Source organism: Azospirillum oleiclasticum, assembly GCF_013423485.1.
In the GTDB taxonomy this organism is placed as follows: Bacteria; Pseudomonadota; Alphaproteobacteria; order Azospirillales; family Azospirillaceae; genus Azospirillum; species Azospirillum oleiclasticum.
Genome location: NZ_JABFFR010000048.1, coordinates 26,851 through 40,193 on the forward strand (window position 1 = coordinate 26,851; position 13,343 = coordinate 40,193).

The following is a 13,343-nucleotide window of genomic DNA, read 5'->3' on the forward strand; positions in this document are numbered from 1 at the left end:
AACCGATCGCGGGCGACCTGCCCGCCACCGCTCATGGAATCCTGCACCGGTGGGCGGGGACTGTCGCGGTTTGAAATTCTATCCCTTACGAACCCAAACAGCCGTCTCACCCGCCTCCTGCGGGGGACGTTCCTGCACATTCCTGTTGACCCGGCCCCAGGGGCAGCCAGCGATAAAGATGGCGGTCAAGCAATGGCGGGTGGCTCATGAACTCTTCCGCAAGATACCTGAACGCATCCGAAGCCGCCGGCCGGCTCGGAGTCTCAGCCAAAGCCCTGCGTCTCTACGAACGACATGGCTTGATCGCTCCGATCCGCAGCGCGGCCGGATGGCGGGCCTATGGTCCCGACGAAATGAGCCGCGCCGGCGAGATCGCGGCCCTGCGCGCCCTTGGCTTCAGCCTTGCCCAGATAGCGCGGGTATTGGATGGCGATCCCTCCGGCCTCGAACCGGCTCTGGCGGTGCATCAGGCCATCCTCGAAGACCGGCTGCGTCGGTTGGTCCGGATGATCGAAACGATCGGGAGCCTGCGTGACGACCTCGCTCGGGGCAAGGCGCTGACAGCCGGGGAATTGGCGCACCTGACGGCACCGGAGTCCGTGCGTACCGTTGCCTTCGACCTGCCTTATCCCTGGGATGGTGAACGGTTCGAATTGGGTCCAGTAAGGCTCTTGAATTATATCATAGGCCCGTTGGGCAGCGGCAAGACACGGCTGGCACAGCGTTTGGCCGAGATGTTGCCCGACGCGATCTTCCTCGGCCTCGACCGATTGGTGGATGGGAGCGCCGTTGCCCACGCTCGCATGGATGCGGACCCGGCTCTCAGGTCGCGGGTCGATCGGACGCTGGCTTGGCTGGTGGAGGACGGAGCCACCGTATCGGACGCACTCATCGCGCTGATTGCCGGCCTGGAGTCGGATGGTCCGGCCATCGTGGTGGTCGACATGATCGAACAGGGGCTGGACCAGCCCACGCAAGAGGCGATGATCGCCAATCTTCGGCGTCGCAGCCCCGGCGTCCGGCCGATTTTCATGCTGACACGTTCAAGCGCAATCCTGGACTTGACGGTCGTTGGCACGGACGAAGCGATTATTCTCTGCCCCGCCAACCATAGCCCGCCGACCTATGTTGCCCCGTATCCCGGTACGCCCGGCTACGAGGCCGTTGCCACCTGTCTGGCCTCGCCCGAAGTGCGGGCCAGAACGGAAGGCGTCATCGCTTGGCGGCCTCCAGCCGCCTGATGGTGCCGCTCTCCGGCGGAAAGAGAACGCTCGGGCAAGCATGCCGGAACCGGCCCGTCGCGATCCGGCCGACCGGATGCCGATCGCCACCGCGCACGCCCTTTGCCTTCCCCTGGTGACACGCGCCCCCCGGATCCGCGAGTATGCCGGCGCCGGCCATGTCCGGGTCGTCGTCTGCTGCTCGCTCGCCAAGGTCCCATGCGCCTCCCCCTTTCCGCCCTGTTCGCCGCGGCCGGGCCGCTGTTCGCCGCGGCACCCGCCCTGGCGCTGACCGCGCTCACCGGCACCGCCTTCGGGGCGGGGCTGACGGAGCCCACCTATGTGCTGCAGCATCTGCTGGGGCTGATCGCCATCGGGCTGTGGGCGGGGCAGAATGGCGGAGTCGCGGTGTGGCAGGTGCCGGCGGCGGCGTTGACCGCGCTGGCGGCGGCCGGGCTGGCGGCGCGCTACGGGGTGCGGCTGCCTTATGCGGGTCCGGGGCTGGCCGGATCGCTGCTGGTGATGGGCGGGCTGGTCGCGCTGGGGTTGCGGGTGCCGGCGGTGGCGGCGGTGCTGGTCGCGGCGCTGGCGGCGGTCTTCCACGGCTACGCGCAGGAGGGGGCGTGGGCCTTCCTGGGCGGTTTCCTGGCGGGGTCGGGGCTGATGGTGTGCGCCGGGCTGGGGCTGGCGGGGGCGCTGGCGCAGGGGGTGTCGCCGCGCGCGGTGCAGATGTGTGGCGGCGGTGTCGCGCTCGCCGGGCTTCTCGATCTGCTCGGGACATTCTGAGGGGCGGTGCCTTGAAAATGCCGGTTGCGTGATATTCTGTACGGCATCTTTCACCCGAGCCCCCGCACCGCGGGGACCAACCACGCGAAGGGTGCCCACGTCGTGACGGCCTCGACCGGATTTAGGCGGACTGCGGGTTCTTCATTTTCCATAACTCGGCAGGCCCTCACCCGACGACGATTGCTCGGCGCCGCCGGCGGGCTGGCGCTGCTGTCGGGAACCGGCGTCGGCACCGGCTGGGCGCAGACGCCGGCTCCGGGTGACATCCGTTTCTTCCGGATCGCCACGGGCACCACGGCGGGGACCTATTTCCCCATCGGCGGGCTGATCGCCAACGCCATCTCCAACCCGCCGGGCTCGCGCCCCTGCGACCGCGGGGGGAGCTGCGGGGTGCCGGGGCTGATCGCGGTGGCGCAGGCCACCATCGGCTCGGTTGAGAACATCGAGCTGATGCGCGCCGGAACCGTGGAGGCCGGGCTGGCGCAGGCGGACACCGCCTACTGGGCCTACACCGGCAGCGGCCCCTACGCGTCCAAGGGCGCCTTCACCGGCATCCGCTCCATCGGCACGCTGTACCTGGAGGCGGTGCATCTCGTCGCCCGTGCCGCCGCCCCGATCGAGACGGCGGCCGATCTGAAGGGCAAGCTGGTGTCGGTCGGCGAGGAGGGGTCCGGCACGCTGGTGGACGCCCGCGTCATCCTGGACGCCTACGGCCTGACCGAAAAGGACATCGAGGCGCGCTACCTGAAGCCCGGCACCGCCGGCGACCGGCTGGCGCGCGGCGAGCTCGACGCCTTCTTCATGATCGGTGGCGCCCCGGTCGGCGCAGTGTCCGACGTGGCGAACCGCGTGCCGGTGCGGCTCGTCCCCTTCGCCGATCCGGCGGCGGAGCAGCTGCGCGAGCGGCAGCGCTTCTTCAAGGACATCGTCATCCCCGCCGACACCTACACCGGCGTGCCGGAAACCCCGACGCTGGGGGTGGGGGCGGAGCTGCTGGTGCGCGCCGACCTCAGCCCCGATCTGGTCTACGGCATCACCCGCGCCCTGTGGCACGAGAACACCCGCCGGCTGCTGGCGGACGGGCACCCGCGCGGCAAGAGCATCGTGCCGGAGAACGCCGTGTCCGGGAACTCCGTGCCGCTGCACCCGGGGGCCGAACGCTACTACCGCGAAACCGGCCTGCTCGGCGCCACCGCGGAGGGGGCGCCCGAAACCCCCGCGACTCCGAAATCGGCACCCACCCCGGACGCCGCCCCCACCCCCGACGCGAAGCCGGAACCGGTGGAGAAGCGGACGGAGGCGAAGCCGTAGGGCAACGCGCGTTACGGCTTCGGCCCGCCGAAATCGATGGTCCAGGGCTCGGCGCGGCCGGCGTCGGTCCAGTCCCGCATGGCCGGGAGCGCCAGCACCGCGTCGGCATAGGCGCGCGCGGTGCTGTCCAGCGCCACGGCGTAGGTGTCGAAGCGGGTGACCACCGGGGCGTACATGGCGTCGGCGATGGAGAAGCGGCCGAACAGGAACGGCCCGCCCTCCCCGAAGCGCGCCCGGCAGTCGGCCCAGAGGGCGGTGATGCGGGCGATGTCGGTCGCCGTCGCGTCCGTCATCCCCTCCCCCGGCGCCCGGCGCTTCAGGTCCATCGGCATGCTGGAGCGCAGCGCCTGGAAGCCGGCATGCATCTCCGCCGACACCGCGCGGGCGATGGCGCGGGCCGCGGGGTCCGCCGGCCACAAAGCGGCCTCCGGGGCGAGTTCGGCAACATACTCGCAGATCGCCAGCGAGTCCCACACGGTGAGGTCGCCGTGCCTCAGCACCGGCACCTTGCCGGCGGGCGAATGCTCCAGGATGCGGGCCCTGGTGTCGGGCTGGCGCAGCGGGATCACCAGCTCCGCGAAGGGAAGGCCGGTCTGCTTCAGCGCCAGCCAGGGCCGGAGCGACCAGGACGAATAGGCCTTGCTGCCGAGGATGAGGGTGAGGTCGCTCATGGCCATGGCTCCGCTTTCGGACGTTTGCGCCGCGGCAGGATGGCCGCCGGCCGGCCGGGACGCAAGGGCCTGTCACGGAACCCCTTTTCAGCGCGGGCCGCAGGCGCCATGCTGTCGCCCCCTGCCCGCCCGGCTCCCGCCTTTTCCGGATAGAAGGACGTCCCGCGTTGCTGCCCACCCTGCGCGTCAAGGCCGCCGCCGACACCATCCCGCTGACCCCGCTGACCAAGGCCGAGCTGCCGGGCTGGCTGGAGGGCCAACCCAAACCCGTCGCCCAGTGGGCGGCCGCCCTGGGCTTCAAGGCGGAACCGGGGACGACGGCGGCGCTGCCGGGGCCGGACGGCGGGCTGGGCCGCGTGCTGGCCGGCGTGCCGGCCAAGGACGACCTGTGGGCGCTGGCCGGGCTGCCGGCGTCGCTGCCGCCCGGCGACTACCGCCTCGACCCGGAGCCGGACCGCGCCACGGCCACCCGCCTGACGCTGGGCTGGGTGCTGGGCAGCTACCGGTTCGACCGCTATCGCAAGTCCGAGAAGACGCTGGCGACGCTGCTGTGGCCGAAGAAGGCCGACCGTGGTGCCGTGGAGCGGGCGGCGACCGCCACATATCTCGTCCGTGACCTCGTCAACACCCCCGCCGCCGACCTCGGGCCGGGGGAGCTGGCCGCCGCCGCCCGCGCGCTGGCGATGGAGTTCGAGGCGCGCTGCAAGGTCATCGTCGGCGACGACCTGCTGGTCGCCAACTACCCCGCCGTGCACGCGGTGGGCCGCGCCAGCCCGCGCGAGCCGCGGCTGATCGACATCACCTGGGGCAGCAAGGACCACCCCAAGGTGACCCTGGTCGGCAAGGGCGTGTGCTTCGACTCGGGCGGGCTCGACATCAAGCCGTCCAGCGGCATGCTGACCATGAAGAAGGACATGGGCGGGGCCGCCCACGCGCTGGGCGTGGCGCGCATGGTGATGATGGCCGGCCTGCCGGTGCGGCTGCGCGTGCTCGTCCCGGCGGTGGAGAACGTGATATCTGGCAACGCCTTCAAGCCGATGGACGTGCTGAAGACGCGCAAGGGCCTGTCGGTGGAGATCGGCAACACCGACGCCGAGGGCCGGCTGATCCTGTGCGACGCGCTGGCCGAGGCGGATTCCGAGAAGCCGGCGCTGCTCATCGACTTCGCCACCCTGACCGGGGCCGCCCGCGTGGCGCTGGGGCCGGAGCTGCCGGCGCTGTTCGCCAACGACGACAAGCTGGCGGCCGACCTGCTGGCCCAGGGCGAGGCGGAGACCGACCCGCTCTGGCGCCTGCCGCTCTGGCAGCCCTACCGCAAGATGTTCGAAAGCAAGGTCGCCGACCTCAACAACGCCGGCACCGGCGGCTTCGCCGGCGCCATCACCGCGGCGCTGTTCCTGGAGAGCTTCGTGTCGAAAACGACGCCCTGGGCGCATCTCGACGTCTACGCCTGGAACGGCTCCGGCAAGCCCGGCCGGCCGGAGGGCGGCGAGGCGCTGGGCATGCGGGCGGTCTACGCGCTGATCGAGAAGCGGTTCGGGCGGGGGTGAGGATGGGTGACGCCACCGTCCCGAACCAGCCGCGCGCGGCGTCGGCCCGGTACGACGCGGCCAGCGGGCGGGTGGTGGTGGAACTCACCAACGGCTGCGGCTTCCTGTTTCCCGCGCGCGCCGTGCAGGGCCTGGAGGCGGCGACCGACGACGCGCTTGCCGAGGTTGAGATTCTCGGGCTCGGCATTGGCCTGCATTGGGAACGGCTCGACGTGGACGTCAGCGTTCCGGGATTGCTTGCGGGCCTGTTCGGCACCAGGGCGTGGATGGACCGGCAGCGGGCGGCCAAGGCCGGCGCGGCAAGCGTCGGTATGGACCTCCAAATCAAGAACGTGACCGTGGACGAACACCGCCTGACGGTCGACCTGATGGACGGGCGCAGCATCGCCGTGCCGCTGGCGTGGTACCCGCGCCTGTTCGACGCCACGCCGGAACAGCGGCGGAACTGGGAGATCGCGGGCGGCGGCACCGGCATCCACTGGCCCGACGTGGACGAGGATCTGAACGCGGAGGGGCTGCTGCACGGGGCGCCGGCAACAGAAAGGCCTTCGTCATGAAGCGATCCACCGCCGCGGAACGCCGGGCACGCGCGCTTGCCGAGTCCATCGACGCCGCGGCTGCGGAATTGCTGGTGACCGGCCCCGTGCCGCCCGCCGTCGTCGCCAGGGTCATGGCGGAGCTGGAAGACGAGTGGTCTCGGACGGCACGTGTGGGGGACCAGCGCCGGCCGGGTCGGTGATCACCGATCCAAGGCACCGATCCCCCGCGGCTATTCGCAGCAATTCGTCCCGTCCGCGATTCGCTTGCCCGGAGGGGCGGGATTAAGCCACACTTCGCGTCGCCTCGCGGACCGGGGATGGCCGTGGGTGGAGTCGGGGGTCGGGAATGGCGCGGAACCTGAAGGCGCTGGGGCTGTGGCGGCGTGCCCTGGTGGAGAGTGTCCGGCGGGACGGGCCGGATCTGTCGGCGCGCCAGATGGCGATCATGCTCCAGGTCTATCTGACCGACCCGCCCCACACCGTGCGCGGCATGGCGGCCACGCTGAACATCTCCAAGCCCGCGGTGACCCGCGCGCTCGACCGGCTGTCGGTGCTGGGCTTCGCCAAGCGCAAGCGCGATCCGGACGACAAGCGCAACGTGCTGGTCCAGCGCACGGTGAAGGGCAGCGTCTTCCTGTGCGACTTCGCCGAGCTGGTGATCGACGCCGGCGCCGTGACGCCCGAGGACATGGCCGTGGTGCTGGAGGAGGAGCGCATCGCCGCCGCCGCCAAGGCGCGGCTGGCGGCGCAGCTGGTCACACCCGCTCCAGAGGCCGCCCCGGAGGCCGTCGCGGACGCGGCGGTGGCGGACGCGGTGGCATGACCGCCCCGCTCGACCCGCGTCGCCACCCCATCCGCCCCGACGTCGCCGCCGCCAGCTTGCGCGGGCGGGTGCAGGCCGACCGCTTCGTGGAGGGGGAGCCGCACCGCGTCACCGCCGGCCGCGCCACCCTGCGCGGCGCGCCGGACGCGGCGGCCCGGCAGACCAGCGAGCTTGTGTACGGCGAGTTCTTCACCGTCTACGACCGGCTGGGCGACTGGGCCTGGGGCCAGTGCGGCACCGACGGTTATGTGGGCTGGGCACCGGCCGCCGCCCTCACGATGGGTGAGCCGGCGGCACCCACCCACGTCGTGCGCGACCTGCGCGCGTTGCGTTTTCCCGAGCCCGACCTGAAGACCCACCCGCTGGACGCCCTGCCGCTCGGCGCCCAGGTGGCGGTCGGGGAGGCGGTGAACGGTTTCCGCCGGCTGGCCGACGGCGGCTGGATCTTCGGCGCCCACCTCGCTCCCCTCGGCTGGACCGAGCCGGACCCGGTGGCGACGGCGGAGCGGCTGCTGGGCGTGCCCTATTACTGGGGCGGGCGGACGCCGTGGGGCATCGACTGCTCGGGATTGGCGCAGCTCTGCTTGGCCTGCGCCGGCCACGCGCTGCCGCGCGATTCGGACATGCAGCGGTCGGAGGCGGGGGAGCTGCTGGCGAAGGACGGGACCGGCGTGGCCTACCGGCGCGGCGACCTCGTCTTCTTCCCCGGCCATGTCGGGCTGATGGTGGACGCCGATCGGCTGATCCACGCCACCGCCCACAGCATGACGGTGGCGGTGGAGCCGCTGGCCGAGGTGGCGATGCGCGGCGGCGGCATCCTGGCGGTGCGCCGGGTTCCGCGCTGACGGGGTGACTCCGCGGTGGCGCGGCTGGTCCTGCTGAACAAGCCCTACGGCGTGCTGCCGCAATTCACCGACCGCGAGGCCGGGCGGGCGACGCTGGCCGACCATGTGGACGTGCCCGGCGTCTACCCGGCCGGCCGGCTCGACCGCGACAGCGAGGGGCTGATGGCGCTGACCGACGACGGCGCGCTGGTCGCCCGCATCGCCCACCCCCGCCACAAGCTGCCCAAGACCTATTGGGTGCAGGTGGAGGGCATCCCCACCGACGAGGCGCTGGAGCGGCTCGGCCGCGGCGTCACCCTGAACGACGGCCCCACCCTGCCCGCCCGCGCCGGGCGGATGGAGGAGCCGCCCGGCCTGTGGCCCCGCGACCCGCCGGTGCGCCACCGGCTGAGCGTGCCCACCGCCTGGATCGCCCTGACCCTGACCGAGGGCCGCAACCGCCAGGTCCGCCGCATGACCGCCGCCGTCGGCTTCCCCACCCTGCGCCTGATCCGCTGGTCGATCGGCGACTGGACCCTGGAGGGGCTGGCGCCGGGGCAATGGCGGATGGTCACGGTGGGGCGGCGGTGAATGGGTGACATTGGGTCGAGCGCAACGCCGATCCAACGTCCGGCCCCTACTGCCGCAGCGGGTCCGTCTGCAGCCGCTGCATCTCCTGCTGGCGCATCAGCAGGTCGCGCTGCTGGATGGGGTCGAGCTGGTTGAGGGCGTCGCGGGTGCGCAGGTCGTCGATCTTCGGGGCCATCAGGTCGCGCTTGAAGGCCGCCGTGTTGCCGGTGGTGTCGGCCGGCCCCGGCGGCGGGACCACGGCCGGCGGCGCGGTGGGCGAGGAGCCGTAGGGCGGCGGGCTGGAGCCGCCGCCGCGCCGGCGGGGCGGCGGTTCGCGGCCGGCATCCGGTTTGGCGGAGTCGGGCGGCTGCGCGTCGGCCCGCCGCTCCCCGGCGGGTGCCGTGGGCCGTTCGGTGCCCGCGCCCGCGTAGGTCCCGGTGTAGATGGGGCGGAAGGGGCTTGGCCCCGGGGCGGCCGCGTCCCCGCCCCCGGCGGAGGCGCAGCCGGACAGCGCCAGTGCGGCGACGGCGATCAGTCGGATCATTCCCCTTATGTCGGGTGCGCGGACGGCACGGCAAGCCGTCCGGTCGGGGTGCACCCCCTTCGCGCACGGAAGACTCCACCCGGCACCAACTCCGCCCTATACTGTTCTTGTTTTGTTCGTATCGGTGCAGGACGGATGGGGGCGGGTGCGGGCGGATGGTGGATGGTTCGGGGAAAGGGCGGCGCATCCTGGCGCTCTGGCTGCCGCGGCTCGCCACCGACGCGCGGCACCGCGCCCGGCCGGAGCCGGAGGACGGCCCTCCGCTGGTCGGGGTGCGGGAGGAGCGCGGGCGGCGCATCCTGGCCGCGGTGGACCGGGCGGCGGAGGCGGCGGGGCTGCGGCCGGGCATGACGCTGGCCGACGCCCGCGCGGTGGAGCCGGGGCTCGCCGTGTTCGACGCCGACCCGGAGGCCGAAGCCCGGCTGCTCGCCCGCATCGCCGGCTGGTGCACCCGCTTCACCCCCTGGACCACGCCCGATGGGACGGACGGGGTGGCGCTGGACGTGACCGGCTGCGCGCATCTGTTCGGCGGCGAGCGGGCGCTGGTCGCCCTGGTGACGGAGCGGCTGGCGATGGCGGGCTTCGAGTCGCGGGCGGCGCTGGCCGATACCCCCGCCGCCGCCTGGGGTCTCGCCCGATTCGGCCCGGCGGCGCGCACGCGGGTGCCGCCCGGTGGGCAGCGCGCCGCGCTGGACCCGCTGCCGCTGGCGGCGCTGCGGCTGCCGCCCGCGGTGGTGGACGGGCTGTTCGCGGTGGGGCTGCGGCGGATCGGCGACCTGCACGCGGTGCCGCGGGCCGGGCTGACCGCGCGCTACGGGGCGGAGGTGGCGCGCCGGCTGGACCAGGCGCTGGGCCGGCTGGACGAGCCGCTGTCGCCGGTGCTGCCGGTGGCGCCGCACCGCAGCCGCATCGCCTTCGCCGAGCCCATCGCCACGCCCGACTCCATCGCCGCCGCCGCCCGCCATCTGCTCGACGCGCTCTGCCGCGGGCTGGAGGCCGCCGGGGAGGGGCTGCGCCGGCTGGAGCTGACCGCCCACCGCATCGACGCCCGGTTCGACGCTCGCTTCAACGCCGGGGGAGATGACGCGCCGCAGACCGTCGCCATCGGCACCAGCCGGCCGGTGCGCGAGCCCAAGGCGCTGATGCGGCTGCTGGCCGAACGGCTGGAGCGGCTGGAGCCCGGCCCCGGCTTCGAGGCGATGGACCTCGCCGCCCCGGTGGTAGGGCCGCTGGGCGCGGTGCAGGCCGGTTTCGGGCGCGACGGCGACGACACCGCGCTGGGCGAGCTGGTGGACCGGCTGGGCAACCGGCTGGGGGAGCGGGCGGTGCTGCGGCTGGTGCCGCGGCCGGGCTGGCTGCCCGAACGCTGCGTCGCCGCGGCCGGGCCGCTGGTGCCGGCCGCCTCCGTGCCCCTGTGGCCCGCGGATCTGTGGCCCGACGACCGCCCGCGCCCGGTGCGGCTGCTGCCGGTGCCCGAGCCGGTGGAGGTGATGGCCCCCGTCCCCGACGACCCGCCGCTGATGTTCCACTGGCGCGGCGCGCTCCACCGCGTGCGCCACGCCGACGGCCCCGAACGCATCGAGATGGAATGGTGGCGCCGCACCGGCGAGCCCCGCGACTACTACCGCGTCGAGGACCAGACCGGCCGCCGCTTCTGGCTCTTCCGCCAGGGCCTCTACCGCCCGGACGCGCGGACGCCGTGGTTCCTGCACGGGTTCTTCGGGTGAAGGGCGGCCGCCATGATCCCCTACGCCGAACTCCAGGTCACCACCAACTTCACCTTCCTGGAAGGCGCCTCGCACCCGGACGAGCTGGCGTTGACGGCGGCGGCGTTGGGGATGCGGGCGATCGGGGTGACGGACCGCAACTCGCTGGCCGGGGTGGTGCAGGCGCTGCTGGGGGCGGAGAAGCATGGGCTGCGGCTGGTGGTGGGGTGCCGGCTGGACCTGACGGACGCCGCCAGCCTGCTCGCCTACCCCACCGACCGGGAGGCGTACGGGCGGCTGTCGCGGCTGCTGACGCTGGGCAAGCGGCGCGCACCCAAGGGCGCCTGCTTCCTGGGGCGCGAGGATGTGCTGGAGTATGCGGGGGGCATGCTGTTCCTGCTGGTGCCCCCCGACCGCCGCGACCCGGCCTTTCCCAACGAGGTCCGCGAATGGCGGGCGCGGCTGGGCAAGCGGCTGTATCTGGCGGCCAGCCACCGCTACCGCGGCGACGACCGGCGGCGGCTGGCCTGGCTGGCCGGCATCGCGGAGGCGTCGCGCGTGCCGCTGGTGGCGACCAACGACGTGCTGATGCACAGCCCCGCCCGCCGGCCGCTGGCCGACGTGATGACCTGCATCCGCACGGGCCGCACCATCGACGAGGCCGGCTGGCGGCTGGCCGCCAACGCCGAGCGGCACCTGAAGGCGCCGGTGGAGATGGCCCGGCTGTTCCACGCATACCCCCGCGCGGTGGAGCGTACGGTGGAGATCGCCGAGGCCTGCGCCTTCTCCTTGCGGGAGCTGCGCTACGAATACCCCGACGAGGTGACGGGCGACGGGCGTACGGCGCAGGAGACGCTGGAGGATCTGACCTGGGCCGGGGCTGCCTGGCGCTACCCCGGCGGGGTTCCGGAGACGGTCGCCGACACCGTCCGCCGCGAGCTCGCCCTCATCGCGCAGAACAACTACGCCCCCTATTTCCTGACCGTGCACGACATCGTGCGCTTCGCGCGAGAGCGGGAGATCCTGTGCCAGGGGCGGGGGTCGGCCGCCAACTCCGCCGTCTGCTACTGCCTGGGCATCACCGCGGTGGACCCGACCAAGGTCGATCTGCTGTTCGAACGCTTCGTGTCCGACGCCCGCAAGGAGCCGCCCGACATCGACGTGGATTTCGAGCACGAACGGCGGGAGGAGGTCATGCAGTACATCTACGGCAAATACGGCCGCGACCGCGCCGGGCTGACCGCCACCGTCATCCGCTACCGCGCCCGCGGCGCCATCCGCGAGGTCGGCAAGGCCATGGGGCTGTCGGCCGACGTGGTCGGGCGGCTGGCCGGCTCCATCTGGGGCTGGGGGCGCGACGGCATCGACACGGATCGCGCGCGCGAACACGGGCTGGACCCCGCCGACCCGCGGCTGGCCCTGGCGCTGGAGCTGGCGCGCGAGCTGATCGGCTTCCCCCGCCACCTGTCGCAGCATGTCGGCGGCTTCGTCATCACCCGCGGCCTGTTGAGCGAGCTGTGCCCGATCCTCAACGCCGCCATGGCGGAGCGCACCACCATCGAGTGGGACAAGGACGACATCGACGCGCTGGGCCTGCTGAAGGTGGATGTGCTGGCGCTGGGCATGCTGACCTGCGTGCGCCGGGCCTTCGACCTGATCGAGCGGCACCACGGGCGCGCGTACACCCTGGCCACCGTGCCGCAGGACGAGCCGGAGGTGTACGCCATGCTGAGCCGCGCCGACAGCCTGGGCGTGTTCCAGGTGGAGAGCCGGGCGCAGATGACCATGCTGCCCCGCCTGCGGCCGAAGGAGTTCTACGATCTGGTGATCGAGGTCGCCATCGTCCGCCCCGGCCCCATCCAGGGCGACATGGTGCACCCGTACCTGCGCCGGCGCGAGGGCAAGGAGCCGGTGGACTACCCCTCGCCCGAGCTGGAGCGGGTGCTGCGCAAGACGCTGGGGGTGCCGCTGTTCCAGGAGCAGGCCATGCGCATCGCCATGGTCGCCGCCGGCTTCACGGCGGAGGAGGCCGACCGGCTGCGCCGGGCCATGGCGACCTTCCGCAAGCTGGGGGAGATCCACGCCTTCCGCGACCGCTTCATCGAGGGCATGGTGGGCAACCGCTACCCGCGGGATTTCGCCGAGCGCTGCTTCAAGCAGATCGAGGGCTTCGGCACCTACGGCTTCCCGGAAAGCCACGCGGCGAGCTTCGCCCTGCTGGTGTATGTGTCGGCCTGGATCAAGCGCTTCCACCCGGATGTGTTCGCCTGCGCGCTGCTGAACAGCCAGCCCATGGGCTTCTACGCCCCCGCCCAGATCGTGCGCGACGCGCGCGAGCACGGGGTGACCGTACGCCCGCCGGACGTGAACCACGCCGATTGGGACTGCACGCTGGAGCCCCTGCCCGACTCCCCCGGCCTGCACGCGCTGCGCCTCGGCTTCCGCAGCGTCAAGGGCTTCGCGGAGGAGGACGCGCGGGATCTGGTGGAGGGGCGGGCGAGCGGCTACCGCGACCTGCACGATGTGTGGCGGCGCAGCGGGCTGGGGGTGGCGGCGCTGGAGCGGCTGGCGCGGGCGGACGCCTTCGGCTCGCTGGGGCTGGACCGGCGGGCGGCGCTGTGGGGCGTGCGCGCACTGGGCGACGATCCCCTGCCGCTGTTCCGCGCGCTCGACGGCCCGCTCCGGGCGGAGCCGGCCGTGCGCCTGCCCGACATGGCGTTGGGCGAGCAGGTGGTCATGGACTACGCCAGCCTGTCGCTGTCCTTGAAGGCGCACCCCATGGCGCTGCTGCGCGACGGG

At 72.9% G+C, this 13,343-nt stretch carries 13 protein-coding genes; 11 read left to right on the forward strand and 2 right to left on the reverse strand.

Annotated elements, in window-relative coordinates; genetic code table 11:
* Positions 1-206 precede the first annotated feature (206 nt).
* From HL658_RS32265 to HL658_RS32275, 3 genes are all read left to right on the forward strand, one after another.
* Positions 207-1,241, forward strand: a complete 1,035-nt coding sequence (locus HL658_RS32265; RefSeq protein WP_180285242.1) for a MerR family transcriptional regulator — start codon at positions 207-209, stop codon at positions 1,239-1,241.
* Positions 1,242-1,439: 198 nt separating this feature from the next.
* A complete protein-coding gene (locus tag HL658_RS32270; protein WP_180285241.1) occupies positions 1,440-2,006 on the forward strand; it encodes a HupE/UreJ family protein in 567 nt (188 codons plus the stop codon).
* A gap of 180 nt (positions 2,007-2,186) precedes the next feature.
* Positions 2,187-3,317 carry a TAXI family TRAP transporter solute-binding subunit gene (locus tag HL658_RS32275; protein WP_246338137.1) on the forward strand — a complete coding sequence of 377 codons (1,131 nt, stop codon included), beginning with the start codon at positions 2,187-2,189 and terminating at the stop codon, positions 3,315-3,317.
* Positions 3,318-3,328: 11 nt separating this feature from the next.
* On the opposite strand, the gene HL658_RS32280 is transcribed toward HL658_RS32275, so the two are convergent.
* Entirely contained in the window at positions 3,329-3,988 is a 660-nt protein-coding gene (locus HL658_RS32280) for a glutathione S-transferase family protein (RefSeq protein ID WP_180285240.1), read from the reverse strand.
* 167 nt (positions 3,989-4,155) lie between these two features.
* Between HL658_RS32280 and HL658_RS32285 the strand changes: the two genes are divergently transcribed.
* From HL658_RS32285 to HL658_RS32310, 6 genes are all read left to right on the forward strand, one after another.
* Positions 4,156-5,538: a leucyl aminopeptidase family protein gene (locus HL658_RS32285; protein WP_246338139.1), complete on the forward strand. Its 1,383-nt coding sequence runs from the start codon at positions 4,156-4,158 to the stop codon at positions 5,536-5,538.
* A 2-nt stretch (positions 5,539-5,540) separates the two neighbouring features.
* Positions 5,541-6,095 carry a DUF2442 domain-containing protein gene (locus HL658_RS37485; protein WP_180285239.1) on the forward strand — a complete coding sequence of 185 codons (555 nt, stop codon included), beginning with the start codon at positions 5,541-5,543 and terminating at the stop codon, positions 6,093-6,095.
* Entirely contained in the window at positions 6,092-6,277 is a 186-nt protein-coding gene (locus tag HL658_RS32295) for a hypothetical protein (RefSeq protein WP_180285238.1), read from the forward strand. The genes HL658_RS37485 and HL658_RS32295 overlap by 4 nt, the downstream gene beginning before the upstream one ends.
* Before the next feature lie 146 nt (positions 6,278-6,423).
* Positions 6,424-6,900: a MarR family transcriptional regulator gene (locus HL658_RS32300; RefSeq protein ID WP_180285237.1), complete on the forward strand. Its 477-nt coding sequence runs from the start codon at positions 6,424-6,426 to the stop codon at positions 6,898-6,900.
* Complete coding sequence (locus HL658_RS32305) at positions 6,897-7,745, forward strand: C40 family peptidase (RefSeq protein ID WP_180285236.1); 849 nt, start codon at positions 6,897-6,899, stop codon at positions 7,743-7,745. The genes HL658_RS32300 and HL658_RS32305 overlap by 4 nt, the downstream gene beginning before the upstream one ends.
* A 15-nt stretch (positions 7,746-7,760) precedes the next feature.
* Complete coding sequence (locus tag HL658_RS32310) at positions 7,761-8,315, forward strand: pseudouridine synthase (RefSeq protein ID WP_180285235.1); 555 nt, start codon at positions 7,761-7,763, stop codon at positions 8,313-8,315.
* 46 nt (positions 8,316-8,361) lie between these two features.
* Here HL658_RS32310 and HL658_RS32315 read toward each other — a convergent pair whose 3' ends face one another.
* Positions 8,362-8,838 (reverse strand): hypothetical protein, encoded by a 477-nt coding sequence (locus HL658_RS32315; RefSeq protein ID WP_180285234.1) that lies wholly within the window; start codon positions 8,836-8,838, stop codon positions 8,362-8,364.
* Positions 8,839-8,993: 155 nt separating this feature from the next.
* Between HL658_RS32315 and HL658_RS32320 the strand changes: the two genes are divergently transcribed.
* The gene (locus tag HL658_RS32320; RefSeq protein ID WP_180285233.1) at positions 8,994-10,565 is read left to right on the forward strand and encodes a Y-family DNA polymerase; all 1,572 of its coding nucleotides are present in this window, start codon (positions 8,994-8,996) and stop codon (positions 10,563-10,565) included.
* Between the two features lie 12 nt (positions 10,566-10,577).
* The coding region (locus HL658_RS32325) for an error-prone DNA polymerase (protein ID WP_180287704.1) at positions 10,578-13,343 on the forward strand (2,766 nt) is incomplete at its 3' end.